6 protein-coding genes are annotated in these 20461 nt (G+C 61.4%); 4 read left to right on the plus strand and 2 right to left on the minus strand.

From position 1 onward, the window contains the following. Positions 1–57: 57 nt before the first annotated feature. From HYPGJ_RS07485 to HYPGJ_RS07500, 4 genes are all read left to right on the plus strand, one after another. Positions 58–6405: a non-ribosomal peptide synthetase gene (locus tag HYPGJ_RS07485; RefSeq protein WP_083984053.1), complete on the plus strand. Its 6348-nt coding sequence runs from the start codon at positions 58–60 to the stop codon at positions 6403–6405. A gap of 2 nt (positions 6406–6407) precedes the next feature. Then, positions 6408–11306: a type I polyketide synthase gene (locus HYPGJ_RS07490; protein ID WP_046846541.1), complete on the plus strand. Its 4899-nt coding sequence runs from the start codon at positions 6408–6410 to the stop codon at positions 11304–11306. A gap of 4 nt (positions 11307–11310) precedes the next feature. Next, complete coding sequence (locus HYPGJ_RS07495; protein ID WP_159108286.1) at positions 11311–17661, plus strand: non-ribosomal peptide synthetase; 6351 nt, start codon at positions 11311–11313, stop codon at positions 17659–17661. A 147-nt stretch (positions 17662–17808) separates the two neighbouring features. Beyond that, the gene (locus HYPGJ_RS07500) at positions 17809–18711 is read left to right on the plus strand and encodes a cupin-like domain-containing protein (RefSeq protein ID WP_046846542.1); all 903 of its coding nucleotides are present in this window, start codon (positions 17809–17811) and stop codon (positions 18709–18711) included. A gap of 11 nt (positions 18712–18722) precedes the next feature. Here HYPGJ_RS07500 and HYPGJ_RS18395 read toward each other — a convergent pair whose 3' ends face one another. Both HYPGJ_RS18395 and HYPGJ_RS07510 read right to left on the minus strand, forming a co-directional pair. Beyond that, positions 18723–19679, minus strand: a complete 957-nt coding sequence (locus HYPGJ_RS18395; RefSeq protein WP_052750825.1) for an alpha/beta fold hydrolase — start codon at positions 19677–19679, stop codon at positions 18723–18725. After that, positions 19676–20362: an alpha/beta hydrolase gene (locus HYPGJ_RS07510; RefSeq protein WP_159108287.1), complete on the minus strand. Its 687-nt coding sequence runs from the start codon at positions 20360–20362 to the stop codon at positions 19676–19678. Before HYPGJ_RS07510 ends, HYPGJ_RS18395 begins: the two co-directional genes overlap by 4 nt. Positions 20363–20461: the final 99 nt, after the last annotated feature.

Below are 20461 nucleotides of genomic sequence, written 5' to 3' on the forward strand. Positions count from 1 at the left end.
CCAAGTTTACGAGGGAGGCTGCCGCCAAATTTGCGTTTTGCGGCAAGCGATTGCGAAATGTTACAACAGTCCAGTGACGCCTATGGCATTTCCCCCATTCAGGCGGGCATGCTGCTGCATGCGATAACCCGCCCGGATAGCGGCATCGATATCGAGCAGATTGTCGCCAGACTCGACAAAGACACCGATGTTGAAAGCCTTATCGAAGGCTGGCGATTTGCGTTACGACGCCATCCCGTTTTGCGCACGTCATTCCGATGGCTCGATTGTCCCGAGCCGATGCAGCGGGTTCATAAATCGCCCGAATTGCCGGTTTCGCATTTCGATTGGCGCGCCTCTGCTCCTGAGGAATTGAATAACCGTTTGGAACGCTTCCTCGCTGACGATCGCCGGCAAGGCTTCGATCTCAGCCAGGCACCGCTCATGCGGCTGACGTTCATCCGGACGGCGTCCGAACTCATGATGGTTTGGACGTTTCATCACATCATTCTCGACGGGCGCTCATTCCCGATCGTATTGCGCGATGTTTTCGACGTCGCCGATACGCGGCAAGCTTCAGAAGTGGCGCTGGCGGCTCTGCCTGAATTTCGCCAGCACGTCGAATGGCTGAAAGACCGGAAAGATCAGAAAGATCAGGGCGCCGAACGGTACTGGAAAGACCTTCTTGCCGGATTTAGCGCCCCGCTGAAAATCTGGGTCGAGCGAGGCGGCACCGCCCCACGGAACGATAGCGGCGAAGCATTCGGCAATGTCGAAAGCCGTTTGTCTCCCGAAGCAACGAAGAATCTGAGGCAAGCCGCGTCTGCCGCAAACGTGACGATGAACACGCTCCTCCAGGGCGCGTGGGCGATTTTACTCAGCCGCCTGAGCAACGAACGCGATGTTGTTTTCGGCGCAACGCGCGCTTGCCGGAAGTCGGGCGTTCCAGGCGCTAATGACATCGTCGGCATTCTGATCAACACGCTTCCCGTGCGCGTCAACGTCAATGGCGCCGCAGACCTCGGAGACTGGCTGCGCGCGATCCGCGATCAGAGCATTGCCACGCGGGCGCATGAACACACTCCGCTTGTCAGGGTTCAAGGCTGGAGCGACATCGAACGCGGCCGCCCGCTGTTCGAAACTCTCGTCGTTTACGAACACATGCCGCTCGATGCGCAGTTGAAGGCACTTGGCGGCGCCTGGCAACAGCGCTCGTTCCAATACGTCGGCCAGACGAATTTCCCGCTCGCGCTCATCGCCTACGGCGGGGAGCGCCTTCTGCTGCGCATCGAGTACGCACGCGACCGCTTCGAAGACGACGTCGCGCAGCGCGTGCTTCGCTATCTCGAAGAACTCCTGACCGGCATCGCAGATAGACTTGCCGGCCAGGATCACGCCACGAACTTGAACGGATTGCAGATGCTGCCCGCCGGCGAGCGAGCAGCGCTTTTGGCCAACGACCCGGTGAGCCGTTCCGGCTATGCCGTCTCGATCCTGCAAAGCCTGTTCGAAGCTCGCGTCCGGCTGACCCCCGATGCGGAAGCCGTGGTCGCGGGCGATCTGACGTTGAGCTATCGCGAACTCAACGCCAAAGCCAATCAGCTCGCGCACGCGCTCCGGCAGAAGGGGGTAAAGCGAAACGATTTCGTCGGTCTCGCCGTCGAACGCAACGCCGACATCGCGATCGGAATTCTTGCGATCATAAAGGCCGGCGCCGCCTATGTGCCGATCGATCCGGATTATCCGAAGGATCGGCTCGCCTTCATCGTCGAGGATGCGAATGCCCGCCTCGTGCTCGCAAGCAGCACGGTCTCGGACTCCTTGCAGCTCGACGCCGAATGCCTCGACATTGCCACCGCAGGAAACGGTTTTCCCGAAACCGATCCCGAGAGCGTATCGACTCCCGACGATCTCGCATACGTCATCTATACGTCAGGCTCGACGGGCAAACCCAAAGGCGTGCTTGTAACGCACGCCAACGTCGCGCGGCTCTTCAGTGCGACGACCCACTGGTACGGCTTCAACGAAAAAGACCGCTGGACGCTCTTCCATTCCTACGCATTCGATGTCTCGGTCTGGGAACTGTGGGGCGCGCTGCTCCACGGCGGCAGCATTGTCGTCGTGCCGTATTGGGTGAGCCGCGATCCCGTCGCTTATCGCGACCTGCTCGTGAAAGAGCAGGTGACAATCCTCTGCCAGACGCCGTCCGCATTCCGCCAGCTCATACAGGCTGACCTCACCGACGCACCGGCAAAGTTTGCGCTGCGCGAAATCATCTTCGCGGGCGAAGCGCTCGAACTGCAATCGCTCAAACCGTGGGTCGAGCGCTACGGAGATCAGAAGCCGCGCCTGATCAACATGTACGGCATCACCGAGACGACCGTGCATGTCACCTATCGCATCATAACGCGCGCGGACATCGACGCCGGCACCGGCAGCGTCATCGGCGAACCCATTCCCGATCTTTACATTCTCCTGCTGGACGAACGCGGCCAACCGGTGCCCGTCGGCGTGCCCGGAGAAATCTGGGTCGGCGGCCCGGGCGTCGCGGACGGATATCTCAACCGCCCCGAACTGACCGCCCAGCGCTTCGTGACCGACCCGTTCGATCCGTTGCACGCAACGAAACTCTATAGGTCCGGCGATCTCGCACGCAGACTTCCAGACGGTGACCTGGAATTCCTCGGGCGCATCGACTTGCAGGTCAAAATACGCGGCTTCCGCATCGAGCTCGGAGAAATCGAAGCCGGGCTGAAGCAATGCCCCGGCGTTGCGGACGCTGCCGTCATCGCGCGCGAAGATACGCCCGGCGACAAGAGATTGGCCGCCTACATCATCGGCAAGGATTCGAGCCCGCTCGACGCGCTCGCGCTGCGCAACGCGCTCACTGAAACGTTGCCTCCGTACATGATCCCGGCGCACTTCATCAAAGTGCCGGTGCTGCCGCTCAACGCCAACGGTAAGCTCGACCGCGGCAAACTCCCTGCGCCTCAGGCAGACGATCAGAGCCAGAACAACAATCAGCGGAGCTTCGTCGAACCGCGATCCGAAACCGAGCGCAAGATCGCAGATGCCTGGGCTGCCGTTCTTCGCATCGAACGCGTCGGCGCGGACGATAACTTCTTCGCACTCGGCGGCGATTCAATTCTCAGCATCCAGGTCGTCGCGAAATGCCGTCAGGCTGGCATCACAAACTTTACGACCCGCGATCTGTTCGAGCATCCGACCGTCGCCGCGTTGGCCCGCTGCATCGACAGCCGCGAGCATCGCGACATCGCGCCTGCGGCACGGCCCACGGGCACCGTTTCATTGACCCCGATCCAAAACTGGTTCTTCGAACAGAATTTCACGACCCCCGATTACTGGAACCAGGCATTCGTCTTCGAGGTGCCGCATGATCTCGATCACGCTCTCCTCGCGCGAGCGCTAGCCGCGGTCTGCGATCATCACGATGCATTCCGTCTGCGTTTTGCTAACGACGGAGCAAGCTGGTCGGCGCGGCTCGCTGACGGCGCACCGCAGGTCGACGTCATCAGCCACGACCTGTCGGCCATCGACGTTGAAGCGCAGCGCGCGCACATCGAAAGCATCTCCGCCACCGAGCAGGCTAAACTCGACATCGCGCAAGGCCCGCTGATACGCGCCGCGCATTTCGTCCTAGGCAAGAACCAGCCCGGCCGCCTGATGCTCGTGGCACATCACCTTGCTATCGACGGCGTTTCCTGGCGCATTTTGTTGGAAGATCTCGAAGCAGCGTACAGCGCACTCGCGCAAGGGCGGCCTGTAAACCTCCCTCCCCATAGCAGCTCATTCCAGGCCCACGCCGCTCGCCTCGCCGCCTATGCGCGCGATCCACAGGTCACTGCGACCGCACCAACTTGGCTGCGCATGCTGGACGCGCCCACCGCGGCATTGCCCGTCGTCTCGCATGGCGCAAGCCTCGAAGCCGAAGCCACCTCGTTGACCGTCGAGCTTGATCCCGCAGAGACAACAGCCCTCCTGCAAGACGTTCCGACTGCGTACCGAACACAGATCAACGACGCTCTGCTGACCGCTCTCGCCTCGGCGCTCCGGCAGACCAGTGGCGGCACGTCGTTCCTGATCGAAATGGAGGGCCACGGCCGCGAGGACATCGGCGCGGGCCTCGACCTGTCGCGCAGCATCGGCTGGTTCACGTCGCTCTTTCCGTTGCGTCTGGACCTGAATGCCGATGCCTCGGTCGGGCCGACACTGAAGGCGATCAAGGAGCAGACGCGGGCCATCCCAGATCGCGGCCTCTCGTATGGTCTGCTGCGCTACAGCGCTGAAGACGCGACCGTGCGCGAGAAGCTCGCGAGCGCCCAGCGCCCGCAGATTCTGTTCAATTACCTTGGGCAGTTCGATCAGGTGACGCGCGACTCCTCACTGTTCGCCTTCGCTCCTGAATCCGCAGGCCCCTGGCATGCGTCTCAGAACAAACGCACGCATGCGCTGGAAGTCTTGGCGCAAATCCGGTCCGGAAAACTAAACGTTGAATGGATCTTCGGCGAAAGCCAGATCGCGCGCGCAACCGTCGAGCAGTTGGCGTCCGATTTCATAGCGCAACTCAAGGCCATCATTCGCCATTGCCGCGAGCCGCAGAACGCCGGACGCACGCCGTCGGACTTTCCCCTTCTGAGCCTGACACAAGATCAAGTCGACGAACTCTGGGGCAACTATCCGGGCTTCGGCGATGCCTATCCGCTGACTCCGATGCAGCGCCTCTTCCATGTCATGGAGCAGGCCGGTTCTTCGGTCGGGCTCGAGCAGTGGCAATTCCGGATCGAAGGCGGCCTTGAGCCTGCATTGCTGCGTCAGGCCTTCGGACAAGCCATTGCGCGACATCCGATCCTGCGGTCGGCATTCGCGACTTTGCCCAACGGCGAACCGATCCAGGTCGTGCTGCCCGAGGCGACGCTTCCCTGGCGCGAAGAAGACTGGCGTCACCTCAGTTCCGCCGATCGCCAGAACGCACTTCAGCAAACACTGTCAAAAGACGCACAAACGCCGTTCGACCACGCTCGCCCGCCGCTGATGCGCATCGCATTGCTGCGCACCGCCGACACCGAATGGCAGCTCGTTTGGACCACGCACCATCTCTATATCGATGGCTGGTCCTGGCCGCTTCTCTTCCGCGAAATCACGGAGATCTATGCGGCATTGCAGGACCAGCGGCCTGCGGCGCTGCAAAGCCCGGTCGGATTCGTCCAATATGTGAAATGGACATCGCAGCAAGACCCCGCCGGTTCGCATGACTACTGGCGCAACGCGCTCGCAGGCATTTCGCAGCCGACACCTTTGGCGCTTTCCAGCCCATCGGCGCAACCGCCGGGCGCGCCAGCTTCGCAGCCCGATGAAATCATCGTTCGCGTATCGCACGACTTGACCAAGGACTTGCGCGCTCTGGCGCTCGCGACGGAAAGCACGCCGAGCACCCTTGTGCAGGCTGCTTGGGCCCTGCTGCTCTCGCACTATGCGGACGCGCGCGATGTCGTCTTCGGCGCGACGCTCTCCGGGCGTCCGGATCATATCGAGGGCATCGAAACGCTGATCGGCCCCTGCGTCACGAACGTGCCGGTTCGGGTTGCATTGCCTGCCGACACGGCTCTGCACGCCTGGCTCGGCCGACTGCAGAAACAGCAGCTCGACCTTAATCAACATCAGTATACGCCGCTCGACGCCATTCAGGGCGTCAGTGACGTATCTTGGAACAACCGCCTGTTCGACAGCTTGATCGTGTTCCAAAACTACCAGGTCGATGCGGCCATCGGCCAGCTCGGCCGCGACGCCAAGTTGCTCCCCGTCCAGACACCGGAAGCGACAAATTATGCTCTGACGATTGCCGCGAGCCCGGGCGACGAGCTGATCCTTCGGCTCATCTCGCATAACACCCGCCTCGATCGCGAAACGGTTAACGCCATCGCGAAGGATTTGCCCGTCGTGTTCGCCGCACTCGCGGCGAGCGGACCCGAAACCACGCTCGCCGATGTCATGGGACGGCTGCCGGCGGAGAGGCGCGGAAAGGCCGCCGCAGCTCGCGCAGCCATTGTGCAAAGGGGCAGGACGTCCTCATCCGCAGCCGCCAATACTTCGACAGAGCGGCGCCTCGCGGAAATCTGGAGCAAGCTCCTCGGCCGCTCCGACGTCGGCATTGACGATAATTTCTTCGACGCCGGCGGCCAATCTCTCTTATTGTTGCGCATGCATAAGCTCATAGAAGAAGCCTTCGGCGTGCGCGTGCAGATCGTCAAGCTTCTGGCTCATCCAACCATCCGGGCGCTGGCTATCAGCCTTGATGGCGGAGATGGCACTGCATTTGCTTCCCAGCCGGCAGGTGAGGCCGCAGACCGCGCCATGAAGCAGCGCGCTGCCCTCGCAAAACAGCGTTCTAGAACGAAGCTGGGCTGACGATGTCCTATGCGCAGAATTATGATTCAAACGACGGGATTGCCATCATCGGACTGGCAGGCCGTTTTCCGGGCGCGCGCTCGCCTCGCGAGCTTTGGCAGAACCTGATCGCAGGCCGCGAAACGATCAGCCACTTCAGCCCCAACGAACTCGAACCCGCCGATCCTGATGAGATGGCGGCGCGTTTGGACCCGGCTTATGTCCCGGCACGCGGAATCCTTGCCGATGTCGACAAATTCGACGCGGGCTTCTTCGGCATTACGCCGCGCGAGGCGGAAGTTCTCGATCCGCAACAACGCCTGTTCCTCGAAGCGTCGTGGGAAGTCCTCGAAGACGCTGGCTACGATCCGCGCGCCTTCGCCGGATCGATCGGGCTCTTCGCAGGCTCCAGCAACAACACCTACTTCCTGCGCAATCTCATCGACCGTAAGGACGTGACCGATCTCGTGGGCTGGCTCACCACGATGATGGGCAACGAGAAGGATTATCTCACCACACGCGTCGCCTATAAGCTCGACCTCAAAGGCCCGGCGCTCAACATCGTCACCGCCTGCTCCACGTCCCTCGTCGCCGTCGCGACCGCCGTGCAGAGCTTGCAGACGTGGCAATGCGATATGGCTCTCGCGGGCGGCGTCACGGTCGCGTTGCCGCAAAAGCGTGGCTATCTCTCGCAGGAAGGCGCGATCACATCTTCCGACGGCCATTGCCGTGCCTTCGATGCTAACGCAAGCGGCACCGTTTTCAGCAACGGCCTCGGCCTTGTGGCACTGCGCCGCCTCTCCGACGCCCTGGAAGCCAACGACCGCATCTATGCCGTCATCAAAGGCGCGGCGTTGAACAACGACGGCAGCGCCAAAGTCAGCTTCACGGCGCCGAGCGTCGAAGGTCACACGCAAGTCATCGCGACGGCGCAGGCGCTCGCGGGCATCGACCCGGAAACGATTTCCTACATCGAAGCGCACGGCACCGGCACGAGCCTCGGCGATCCGATCGAAATCGCGGGCCTGACGCAGGCGTTCCGGGCCGGCGGCGACGTTCGCAAAGGTAGTTGCCCCATCGGTTCGCTGAAAACCAACATCGGACATCTCGACGCCGCGGCGGGCGTGGCCGGTCTTATCAAGACGGCATTGGCGATGCACCATCGCGTTCTGCCGCCCACATTGAATTTCAAGACGCCCAATCCCAAGCTCGATCTCGAAAACTCTCCATTCTTCGTGAACACGACAGTGCGTCCCTGGGAATTCGACGGCCGCCCTCTCCGCGCCGGTGTGAGTTCGTTCGGTGTCGGCGGCACGAATGCTCATGTCGTGCTCGAAGAAGCGCCTGCGAACCCGGCGAGCGGAACGGCGCGTTCCAGCCAGCTTCTCGTGCTTTCGCATCGCACGGCCGCAGGACTTGACGAGCAACGCCGACGCCTCGCAGCCCACCTCGAAACGGAAACCGGTCTCGACTTGGCTGATGTCGCCGTCACGCTGCAGACCGGCCGTCGCCCCTTCGACCATCGCCAGGCATTCGTCTGCCGCGATTCCGATGACGCGCGCAAAGTCCTATCCGCTGCATCCGCCGACGCTCAGCACGCGCCGCGGACCGCGCGAAATTTCGGTGGCGTCGCTTTCCTGTTCCCCGGACAGGGCGCTCAGCACATCAACATGGCGCGTAGCCTCTACGATCAGGAGCCGCTATTCCGTCGCGAGGTCGACGAATCCTGCGACGTGCTTGCCCCGATCTTGGGCCGGGATCTGAGAGACCTCATCTATCCCGCACCGAGCAACGCCGACGCTGCTGCAGCCGATCTGAAGCAGACGCGTTTCACGCAACCGGCTCTGTTCGTGATCGAGCATGCGCTTGCTCGCTTGTGGATGTCGTGGGGTGTCAAGCCGACGGCTTTGATTGGCCACAGCCTCGGCGAATACGTGGCGGCGACCATTGCTGGCACGTTCGATCGCGACGCTGCATTGCGGCTGGTCGCAAAACGCGCCGCGCTCATGCAGGCCCTTCCGACGGGCGCGATGCTTGCCGTGAAAGTTCAGCCCGCGCGGATCGCGACGCTGATCGCAGAAGGCGTTTCCGTCGCTGCCTACAACGCTCCGGGAACCGTCGTCGTCAGCGGCACGCACGACGCCATCAGCCAGTTCGAACGCGAGTTGTCCGCGAACGCCATCGCATATCGCGCGCTCGAAACATCGCACGCGTTCCATTCAGCTGTGATGGATTCAATCGTCGAGCCTTTCCAGCAACTCGTCCGCGAAGCAAAACCGAAAACGCCAACGCAAGCCTGGATCTCCTGCCTCACCGGCGCACCGATCTCGGACGAAGACGGGATCGATCCGGCTTACTGGGCGCGCCAGATGCGCCAGCCGGTCCGCTTCTCCGAAGGCATCCGACACTTGTACGATAGCGCGCAGGTGCTGCTTGAAGTCGGACCAGGCCGCACGCTCGCGTCATTGGCGCGTCAGCAAGGTCCGCGCGCGTCGGGTGCGCCGGTCGTCACTTCGCTGTCTGCCGATCGCGAAACTGAAGACAAACTGGATCACACACTTCAGACGCTCGGCGATCTTTGGTGCGCGGGCAGCGGTGTCGATTGGACCGCATTCAACGCAGGCCGCGGTGGCAGGCGCATCTCACTGCCGACATACGCATTCGAACAAACCAGATTCTGGATCGACGCCCCCGTGCACGATCCACGGCCGGTTCCCACCCCCATTTCACTTCAGCCCGCATGCGCGCCGGTCATCGCGCAAGCTCCGGCAAACGTGCAACCGGTCAACCAATCCGCAACATCCCTTTCTGAGTGGAGCAATCCCATGTCGAGTTCAGGGCCGCAAATCGCGAGCCTTCGCCAGTTGTTCGCGGATCTGTCGGGACTGGAGCCTGACAGCCTTGACCCGAACGTCTCGCTCGTCGAACTCGGTCTCGACTCCCTTGCGCTCACTCAAGCGGCTGGCGCGTTGAATAAGAAATTCGGGCTCAAAATACATTTCCGCGAGCTTCTGAACGACAGCGCCACCATCGCTTCGCTCGCCGGGCGGATCGCGCCGCAGCCGGTCGCATCCGCGGCACCCGCTGCGGCAACGCCACCACCTCCAGCAATGCAGATTGCGTCTACGCCTGTCTTCCATTCTGCGGCTCCGCAATTCATTGGACAAACGCTCCCGGCTACGGATCGCTCGACACTTCTTCACCTGCTCAGCCAGAACGCTCAGATCATGGCGGGGCAGTTCGATCTTCTGCAACGCCTCGCACTGCAGGAATTCGGCGCCCCACCCGCTGCGGCACCAGTTCAACATGCTGCGTCCGCTGCATCGATCGTCACCACAACACCAGCCCCTGTGGCACCAGCTCCGGCACCCGCTCCCGCCGCTGCGCAGTCCGCCGAGACGCGACAGCCGACGCAAGCGTTCGGACCGTATCGCCCGCCGACGACCGGCAAGAGCACGCTCAGCGCCGAGCGCCAGCACAACCTCGACTCCTTCATCGAACTCTATTGCCGCCGCACCGAAAAGTCGAAGCAGCTTGCCGAGAAAAATCGCAAGCAGCTCTCCGACCCGCGTTCGAATGCCGGCTTCCGCCCGCAGTGGAAAGAGCTTGTCTATCCGATCGCGACTGAGCGCTCGCAAGGCGCTCGCCTGTGGGACGTCGATGGCAACGAATACGTCGACCTCGTCAATGGGTTTGGCTCCATATTCTTCGGCCACAATCCGGAATTCATTCGCACGGCCATCAAAGCCCAGCTCGATGCAGGCATCGAGATCGGCCCGCAGTCTCCGATTGCAGGCGAGGTCGCGCAGCTCTTCTGCGAAGCCGTCGGTATGGAGCGCGCCGCGTTCTGCAACACCGGCTCTGAGGCCGTCACGGCTGCAATCCGAACCGCACGCACGGTCACCGGGCGCGACAAGATCGCGATGTTCGCGGGCGCGTATCACGGCATCTTCGACGAAGTGCTCGCGCGGCCCCGTACGCGCAATGGAGTTGCGGGCGCCCAGCCGATCGCACCGGGCATTCCCGAAGCGATGACTGACAACATCATCGTGCTCGAATACGGACAGGACTCGGCTCTCGAAATTTTAAGAGCGCGCGCCGACGAACTCGCCGCTGTTCTCGTTGAGCCCATTCAGAGCCGCAGGCCGAACCTTCAGCCGCGCCAATTCCTGCACGAGGTTCGCGAGATCACTGCTAAATCGGGCACCGCGCTGGTGTTCGATGAGGTCGTGACCGGCTTCCGCGTGCACCCCAAAGGCATGCAATCCGTATTCGGCGTAAAGGCGGATATGGCGACATACGGCAAAGTCGTCGGTGGCGGCCTGCCGATCGGAATCATCGCAGGGGACGCGCGCTTTCTTGATGCGCTCGACGGCGGCGAATGGCATTTCGGAGACGACTCGGTGCCGGAAGTCGGCGTCACGTTCTTTGCCGGAACGTTCGTCCGCCATCCGCTCGCTCTCGCCGCAGCGCGCGCCGTTCTACAGCGCATCCGCAACGACGGTCCTGAGTTGCAGCGCGCATTGAATCTGCGCACCACGCAGTTCGTCAAACGCCTCAGCGCCATCGCGAAAGAGCTGCACGCGCCGATCAGCCTCCAGCACTTTGCATCCTGGTTTGTGTTTGAGCTTCCGCCCGATGCGCCGCTCGCGTCGCTGCTCTTTGCCTACATGCGCCACCACGGCGTCCACGCGTGGGAACGTCCGGGCTTTTTGACACTGGCGCATACCGACGCCGATCTCGACGTAATCGCGAATGCATTCCGGCGTTCGATCGAAGACATGCAGAAAGCTGGCTTCCTGCCGGGCCTCGGAGACATCCCGACGATCGGCAGCAAGGAGCCGGCCCAGGACCCGCGCCCCCACGCCGGTTCGGATTTGCCGTACGCTGCAAATGCTTCGCCCCAGAAAGTTCGAGGCTGACGCAATGCGTGAGCGCAAGGAGTTCCATGTTGTGCCGGTTGAGTCCGTTTCCGCCAATCGTGAGCCGCAGTCCACACTTCCCGTTACGCCGCAGCAGCGGGAAGTGTGGGTTGAATCGCAGATGGGAGACGATGCCAGCTGCGCTTACAATCAGTGCTTCGTCCTGCATCTTCGCGGTCCGCTCTCGCTGGCATCGATGCAAAGCGCGCTCGACCAGGTCATTGCGCGCCACGCCGCTCTACGGACGAGCTTCGACAAATCCGGAGATAAACAGCGCATACTCCCGTCTCGCGCCGTTACCATAATTTTCGAGGATCTGAGCGCGATTGACCCAGCGCAGCAGCAAGCTGCGTTCGAGCGCATCATCGATCGCGAAGCGACCGAAGCGTTCAATCTCGCGACCGATCCACTGCTGCGGGCAAAAGTGCTCCGCTTTTCCGCAGACGTTCATCGCCTCGTCGTGACCGTGCATCACATCGTTTGCGACGGATGGTCGTCGTCCGTTCTTTTCTCCGACCTCGCCAAAAGCTACGAGGCCGATTGCTTCGGACTGGAGCCGCAGCTCACCGATCCGATGAGCTACGAGACTTACGTCCAAGACCTCGTCGATAAGAGCACCGATACCGCCGACGAAGAGTATTGGCTCGCACAGCTCACGGGAGAACTGCCGAACCTCGACTTGCCGAACGATCACCAACGCCCGGCTCTCAGATCTCGCAGCGGTGCGCGCCAGGACATCCGCGTCGACGCCGATCTCTACAAGCGCATCAAGACCGTTGGCGCCGGCCGCGGCGCGACGCTGTTTCATACGCTCCTCGCGGCCTTCGAAGTGCTGATGTTCCGTCTGTCGGGGCAGGACGACATCGTGCTCGGCATCCCGCTCGCCGGACAGTCGGAACTCGACAACAGTCACCTCGTCGCCCATTGCGTCGCGACGATGCCGCTACGTTGTCACGTCGATCCGGCCGCGACGTTCGGCGACTTCCTGAAATCCGTGCGTGGAACGTTCCTCGCCGGACAACAACATCCGGACGTCACGTTCAGCAGCCTGCTGCCGAAGCTGAACATCGAGCGCGACCCCAGCCGGCCGACGCTGGTTTCCGTCGTCTTCAACATCGACCGGATCGGCGCGCCGTTCGAATTCGGCGATCTGACGCTCGATCGCTTAGAAACGCCGAAACGTTTCGTGACATTCGATCTCAACGTCAACGTCGTCGACAACGGCACTGAACTCACAGTCGAATGCGAATATAACAGCGATATTCTCGAGGCCGACACCGTTCGCCGTTGGCTCGAGCATTTCCACACGCTGCTCAGCGCCCTGACGCGCGATCCCGAAACGTCGCTCGCGGCCCTCGACATCTTGGGCGACGACGAGCGCCGGCGCATTTTCGATGTCGGTACCGGAGCCGACGTGCCATTGCCGTCGACCCAAGTCGTCCATCGCCTGTTCGAGCAGCAGGTTGACCTCACGCCGGACGCCGAAGCAATCATTGCCGACGACGTTCGCCTGACCTATCGCGACCTCGATCAGCGCGCCAACAAGCTCGCGCATTACTTGCAGAGCCAGGGAGCCAAGCCCGGCGAAATCATCGGCGTCTGCCTGCCACGCAACGCCGATCTGATTGCGACGCTGCTCGCAGTCATGAAGACCGGCGCATGCTACGTGCCGCTCGACCCGGCATATCCTGCCGATCGCATCGGCGTCATGCTGAGCGAAGCTAAGGCCAACATCCTCATTACGGTGTCTTCGCTCGATCGCCTGTTCCCCGCCTACGACAAAGTTCGCGTTCTTATCGACACCGACGCTGCGGCCATCGCCGCTCAGAATGACGCCAGATTAAACGTCGACGTGCAAGCGAACGATCTCGCTTACGTCCTCTACACATCCGGATCGACCGGAAAGCCTAAGGGCGTCGCCGTCGAGCATCGCAACGCCGCCGCGCTGATCGCGTGGGCGCGCAGCATTTACGACCAGCGCCAGATCACCGGCGTCTTGGCCGCTACGTCTGTCTGCTTCGACTTGTCGATCTTCGAGATCTTCTTTCCTCTGGCGAGTGGCGGCCGCATCATCCTCGCGGAGAACGCATTGGCGTTGGCACAATTGCCAGCACGCAATGAAGTCACCTTGTTGAACACCGTCCCGTCGGCCGGCGCCGAGTTGGTGCGGATCGGCGGCATTCCCGCGAGCGTCGAGACCGTCAATCTCGCAGGCGAACCCCTGCCGACGAGCCTGGTGGACAGCCTCTATGCGACCGGCACCGTGAAGCGCGTCTATGATCTGTACGGGCCCACCGAAGACACGACGTATTCGACGTATACGCTACGTCAACCCGGCGAACCGGCAACGATCGGCCGCCCGATCGCAAACGGCCGCGCGTACATTCTTGACCGCTTCGCCAACCCCGTTCCCCTCGGTATCCCCGGCGAGATTTATGTCGGCGGCGCGGGCGTCGCGCGTGGCTATCTCCATCAACCGCAGATGACCGCTGAACGTTTTACGGTCGATCCGTTCCGGCATGACGCCGGGGCACGTCTCTATCGGACCGGCGACCTCGCGCGGTTCCGCGCAGACGGCAATATCGAATACCTCGGCCGCATCGACAATCAGGTCAAGGTTCGCGGCTTCCGAATTGAGCTTGGCGAAATCGAAGCGGCCCTCAAGGCATGCGCTGGCGTCACCGACACCGTCGTCGTCGCGCGCGAAGACGTGCCCGGCGACAAGCGGCTTGTCGGCTACGTCGTCGCGAGCGGCACCGACGCCACTCTTGTCGACAGACTGTTTGCATCTCTATCGGCACGCCTGCCTGCTTACATGGTGCCGGCTCACATTATCGTTCTCAACGAACTTCCACTGAACGCCAACGGCAAGCTCGACCGCAAGGCTCTGCCTGCGCCCGAGGCGACTACTACAATCTCTGAGAACGCAATTACGTCCGCCGCCACCGAGACCGAAGCAACGGTCGCCGCCATCTGGCAAAAGGTTCTGCGGCGCGAGGCGATCGACTGCACTGCCGACTTCTTCAGACTCGGCGGACACTCCTTGCTCGCGACGCAGGTTGCCTCTCGCATTCGCGACGCATTCGCGATCGAGCTTCCCGTCGCCCAGCTGTTTCAGCATCGCACCGTGCAGGCACTCGCATCCCGCATCGACGACGTCGTGCGCGAACAGAAAGGGCTTCAGCCGTTGCCCGCGATCACGCCCCGGAACTCGAACAAGCCCGCGCCGATGTCAGTCGCGCAAGAGCGCATGTGGCTCACGCATGAGCTGGCTCCCGAGAGCAAAGCTTATAACATTCCGGTCGCTCTGGAACTGAGCGGACCGCTCGACATCGAGGCGATTGAGCAGGCCATCGACGCCATGCGCACGCGCCACGAAACGCTGCGGACGACCTATCATCTCGACGGCTCGCGCCCGTTGCAGGTGGTGCACCCGTGGAGCAAACAGCCGCTCGAAATCATCGATTTGAGCCACCTCGGCCGGGATGCCTTGAAGGAAGCGCTCCGCCAAGCCACCGACCACGCTGGGAGATATTTCGATCTCGCACGCGACGTCATGCTGCGCTCCGTCCTGTTCCGGCTTGGCAACGAAAGTCACCTGCTGCTGCTGACGGCCCACCATATCGCGATCGACAACTGGTCGTTGGGGCTGCTTTCTGGCGAACTCGCAACCGCCTACAACAACATCCGCGCGGGACGACCTGCCGGCCTCAAGCCGCAGACAACGACCTATAGCGACTACGCGCAATGGCAGCGAAACTGGCTCGATACGAACGCCGAACCGCAGCTCGCTTACTGGCGTAAGAAGCTTGACGGCATCGAACCTATCGAGCTTCCAACGGATAAGCCGCGTCCCGACATCTTCGGCTACCAAGGAAAAATCTACGAACAGCCGTTCTCTGAAAATCTGCGCGACCAGCTCGAGCAACTCGGCCGCCGCGAAGGCTACACGCTGTTCATGACGCTGCTCGCCGCCTATGCCGTGCTCCTGCATCGCGTGACGGGCCAATCCGACTTTACGATTGCCGTGCCGATCGCCAACCGCACACATACCGCCACGGAAACGCTTGTCGGAACCTTCATCAATACGCTGGTTCTCCGGATCGATCTCGAGGGCCGACCGACTCTGCGCGAAGTTCTACGACGCATCGAAGCCGTGGCGCTCGATGCCTACGCGCATCAGGATGCACCCTTCGAGCAATTGGCGAAAGAATTGCCCGGCGCCCGGGACAACAGCCGTCCGCCGCTCGCGCAGGTCATGTTCAATCTGTTGAATGCGCCCGCGACGCGCCGCATTCAGTTGGACGGCCTGGATTGCAAGGACCATGCGATCGATCTCGAAGCCGCACAATTCGAGATCGGCCTGACCATCGACAGCATCCTGTCGAACTCGCTGAAGGCCGAATACGACAGCGAGCTGTTCGACGAGAGCACGATCGCCCGTTTTGTCGGGCAGTATCAGCGCGTTCTCGACAGCTTGCTGACGGACCTCGACGTCTGCATCGACGACATTCCGCTGCTGGCAGCGGAAGAGACGGACAAGATCCGCAGCTGGAACCTCACGTCTGCGAGCTATCCTTCCGAAACGCCCTTCACTCGGCTGTTCGAGGATCAAGTTCAGAAAAATCCCGACGCGATCGCGGTTTCTTTCAGCGGCGAGGATCTGACCTATAATGAACTGAACGCCAGAGCGAACCAGCTCGCCAACGTGTTGCTGCAGCACGGCGCCAAAAGCGGCATGGTCGTCGGAGTGTGCCTCGACCGTTCACTCGAGCTGTTGGTTTCGCTGCTCGCGATTCAAAAATCCGGCGCGGCGTATCTTCCACTCGATCCGGGCTTCCCGGCCGAGCGCTTGACCTACATGGTGCAGGATAGCGGCGCGGCGGTGTTGCTGACCGCCGGCGAAGCAGCGGCAGCGCTCGACAAGCTGGATGGCGTCAGCATCCTCGATCTTGACCATCTGTCTCTGGATGGAGTCTCGCGCGACAACCTCGCAGTCGCGCCGGCGCCCGACGATCCCGCCTACCTCATCTACACGTCAGGTTCGACCGGACGGCCGAAAGGCGTCGTGGTTCATCACCGCGCACTCGTGAATTTGCTCTCCGCAATGCGCCTAAAACCGGGCTTATCGGATAGCGACGTCTTTGCCGCGATCACCACAATCTCGTTCGATATCGCGGCGCTCGAACTGTACCTTCCCTTGCTCGTAGGCGCGCGGATCGAACTCGTGCCGCGCGAAACGGCCGTCGATGGCGCCAAGCTTTTGGAATTGCTGGCCGCCAGCAAGGTCACGACGTTGCAGGCAACGCCCGCCACGTGGCGCATGCTGATCGACGAGGAATGGCAGGGCAACGATCGTCTGCGCGCGTTCAGCGGCGGCGAAGCACTGACGGCCGACCTTGCCAAAGTGCTGCTGCCGCGGGTCAAGGAACTCTGGAATCTTTATGGTCCGACCGAAACGACGATCTGGTCGAGCGTTGAAAAGATCGAGCCCGGCGACGACCTTCTCTCCATCGGCCGCCCGATCTCCAATACGCAAATGTATATCGTCGACCGCGCAGGCCAAGCCGTCTCTGCTGGCGTTCCCGGTGAAATCTGGATCGGTGGCGATGGTGTTGCACTCGGCTATCGGAACCGGCCGGAAATGACCGCCGAACGCTTCGTGCGCGATCACTTCACCGATCATCCCGGTGCAAGGCTCTATCGCACGGGCGATCTCGGCCGCTGGCTGCCTGACGGGCGTTTGCAGCATCTCGGACGCATCGACAATCAGGTGAAGGTCCGTGGCTTCCGCATCGAGCTTGGCGAAATCGAAGCCGCGCTCAAATCATGCCCCGGCGTCGCCGACGCTGTCGTCGTCGCGCGCGAAGACGTCCCCGGCGACAAGAAGCTCGTCGCCTATTTCGTCGGCGTCAAAGGCGATGATCTGACGGCGAGCGAGATCCGCCGGTATCTGCGCAGCGTGCTGCCGGATTACATGATCCCGTCTTTCTTCATCACCCTGCAGGCGCTTCCCCTGACCGCGAACGGCAAGGTCGATCGCCGTGCTTTGCCGAATACGTTCCGGTCGGCAAGAAGCGATACGGTCGTCAGCGAACCGCCCTCCACCGAAATGGAGAAGCTGCTCGCGAGCATCTGGCGCGATGAATTGCGGATCGAGAAGATCAACGCCGGAGAGAACTTCTTCAATCTTGGCGGTCATTCGCTGCTGGCGATCAAAGTGGCAGTCGCGCTGCAGAAGAAAATCGGCTGGCGCATGGACCCCCGGAGCCTGTTCTTCCAGTCTCTGCGCCAGATAGCGGCCCAGGCGGAAGCCGCGGTCGCTCGATCGCAACAGCGTGACGGAAGCACTTGAGGCGCCGGAATTAATGCAAACAAGCTAAAAATTGCCAATTCTCTGGCAGGAGAATAGTGTCCCGAAAAATGACGTCATGCTTTACGAACGTCCGCACACGTCGCGCTTCAAATTCACATATCTGAACTCCGTTTACAGGTGGTGGGAATGGATTTTCCTGTCGAAGATATTTCAGACACTCCCATGTTCTCCGACAAGATCGACCGCATGGAATGGTCTGAGCTCAGCCCCGAGCGCTATCAGCGCGATTACGTCCTGCCGCTGAAGCCCGTCATCATCACCGGCGGTTTGGACCACTGGGCCGCGCGAGACAAATGGACGTTCGACTATTTCCAGAACCAGTATGGCGATATGCCCCTCGAAATTGAAGGTCGCCGCCTGTCGATGGCGGAACTCATCGCCGAAGTTCGCACGTCCTCGCCTCAGTCACCCGCACCGTACCTGCACAACTATCCAGTCAAGAATTTGCCGAAAGAGCTGCAGGACGATATCGAGCCGATGCCTGCGTGCACGGAGCCGAACTGGCTCGACCATCCGCTGATAACGGTGCGCGCTCCGTATCTGACTTACAAGGAACTCTACATCGGCGGGCAAGGCGCAAAATTTCCCGTCATGCACTACGACGGCCTGCACACGCATGCCTTCCTGATGCAGATTCAGGGCGTGAAGGAATACATCGGCTTCGCGCCCGATCAGGGCAAATATTTATATGTACGAAACGGCGGCAACGGTCAGCCGAACCTTTCGGACGTCAACGACGTCGACAAATATGATCCCGCGCGCTTTCCGGAATTCCGCAACGCCAAGGGCATCCGCTTCAAGCTTCATCCCGGCGAAACGCTTTTCATGCCGTCCGGCTGGTGGCATACCGCGCGCATTCTTTCGCCCTCGATCACCGTTTCGATCAACGGGGCCAATGCCGCGAACTGGAGCAATTTCCGGCGCGATTTCTGCCGTTACAATATGCCAGGCCGGAAATTTCTTCCGTGGGCTTTGAACGGCTATCTCATGTTCGTGGGCAACTGGCTGTCCATGCTCCCGCCCATATAGGCGAGTTACCTTCAGTCGCCGGCGGCACTCTCGCGCGTCGGCGACACCGTCATCCTGGACCGCTCTTCGGAATTCTCGATTGAATCGTCGGCCGGCCCCGCGGCGCGATCGGAATCCTGAAATCCGCCGACCCACCCATAAACAAGGTCTTGCAGCCGCTCCCGCGCAACCGGCGACGTAAACGTGTGATCTGCGTCCTTGTAGTATTCGACCTGCGCTCGCCCGCGCAGCGGAACATTCGGCAAGGCATCGAAAAGCTGCTCGCGATAGTTCTGGCGGCCATCCAGCGTTCCGGCCGTGAGAACGATCAGAAGCTTCAAGTCGCGGTCGAGCGCCTGCCCATAAAGGTGCTCGAGCTCATTACGAACCTTGTCATCCATCGTGCCGGGTGCCGGCCGCGCCTCCGCACCAACCGCCCGTTTCGCGCGTGTGCTCAGCTCTTGCCAGATGCGGCCACGCCCGCTCGCGAATGACAACCAGCTGCGCAGGCTGACCAACCGCCGCGCAATATATTGCGCGTAGAAACGAGGCGTCGGAGGAACGGTCGGATCGAGCAGCACCATGCCGAGCACGCGCTGATCTTTATAACCGTACCTCAGCGCAATCTCCGCGCCCGCGCACAGACCGATCAACACGACATCTTGGACATCGCAATTCTCGGTCAGCCAGTCGAGTGCATCCGCCAAGTCCGCCTGGTGCGCATCTGTCGGACTGAGGCTGTCATCTCGACCCGCGCTGTCGCCGATGCCGGAAAAATCAAACCGGAAAACCAGATGTCCGAGCTTCGCCAGATCGCGCGCCATCGTCACGTACATGCGATGATGCCCGATCCGATGCGCGATGCCCGTATTGAGGATCACGACGGCCGTGCGCCGCACCTCGAACTCGGGGAGAGGCCGCGATAGAATTCCCACCAGCGATGCCGAGGGGCCGAACTGCACGGCAAGTTCGCTAAATCCTCGTGTCATTGTAACCAATCTACTATGCGTTGAACCGCTTCGACCGGGATGGATCCTGAATTCAAACGTTCCTCGTCCCAAGCGGACATGTCGGGTACGTTCTGGACGGTTAAGGCGCCGAAATCCAACGGCGCGCGAGATTGCTCCGTGAGCAGCACCATCGTTTTGGCCGGCAGCGATTGCGCTTTGCCGGCGATGGCTTCCTTCCCGAAATCCTCGGCGAGTTTTGAAGTTGGCTCGCTCGATGCAGCCGGAATTCCAGCCGACGCAATCTCACCAGCCTCGAGCGGCTCCCAAAGAATGAGTTTGTTAATGTCTTTCCGGCGGTTGACGGCAACGCGAGCCGCAAGATTTGCGCCAAGCCTCAGCCCCGCGAGGTTCACCGTAGCGGCCCCGCTGATCTCCTTGATCTCGTCGATGGCCGTTTCGATATCCTCGCACCAACCTGCGAGATCGCCTTCGCCGGATTCACCATAAGAGTCTCCGGTCGCGAAGTAATCAAATCGCAAGACGTGATGGCCGCCCGATGCCAAGCGTGCCGCTAGCTGCCGCATGGTTCGATAGGCGAAGACCTGCTCGTTCCCCAATGGGTAGCAGAGCAAAACGCTACGCGCTTTGCCAGTCTCGTCCAGTGCCGGTTCATAGTATCCAAAAAGGCGGCGGCGACGACTTCCGAAATGAAATGCCGTCATGCCGTGCATTCCCTCGACTGTCCGGCGTTCATTTTCTCCCAGCGAGTAGCCATCACCCCAAAACTTTCTACCGGCGCGTCCGAGCACCACCGAACAACC

Source organism: Hyphomicrobium sp. GJ21 (assembly GCF_001006785.1).
Taxonomy (GTDB): domain Bacteria; phylum Pseudomonadota; class Alphaproteobacteria; order Rhizobiales; family Hyphomicrobiaceae; genus Hyphomicrobium_B.